1 protein-coding gene is annotated in these 403 nt (G+C 62.5%); it reads right to left on the bottom strand.

The genetic code is table 11. The features are described 5' to 3' along the window. Positions 1-403 (bottom strand): hypothetical protein (locus GTU76_RS30725; RefSeq protein ID WP_180700269.1); only part of this gene is annotated, 403 nt, incomplete at both ends.

Below are 403 nucleotides of genomic sequence, written 5' to 3'. Positions count from 1 at the left end.
CGGCAACACGCCATCGAGCACGGCATCGCTCAGGGTCAGCAGTTCCTCACCGGTGACCATCGATACCGGGCAGCCATTGGTGCAGGTGAAGGGCACGCAATCGGCGCTGTCACCATTGGGATTTTTCGCCTGATCCGGCGAGTCGTCGTGAGGCTCATGCCGTTGCAACCGGCTCGAACCGCCAGACTTGTCTCGCGCAAGAGGCGCCGGATTCGGCACAGTCAACACCAGTGAATCGGCCTGACGAATGTTCAGCGGTATCGACGGTGTCGGTTTCAACTCAACGTCACGCGCGTGAAACATCAGCGGCTTCAACGCGCTCGCGTGTTTGCTCAGTTCCGGTGCCGAAGTCAGTTCCGCCAACCGCAACGCCGACGCCGCCAGCCATTCCCGCGCCCGCGGC

It is taken from the genome of Pseudomonas crudilactis (genome assembly GCF_013433315.1).
Taxonomy (GTDB): Bacteria; Pseudomonadota; Gammaproteobacteria; order Pseudomonadales; family Pseudomonadaceae; genus Aquipseudomonas; species Aquipseudomonas crudilactis.
Note: the sequence above shows the minus strand (reverse complement) of the source record. Positions and strands in the feature narration are given on the sequence as shown.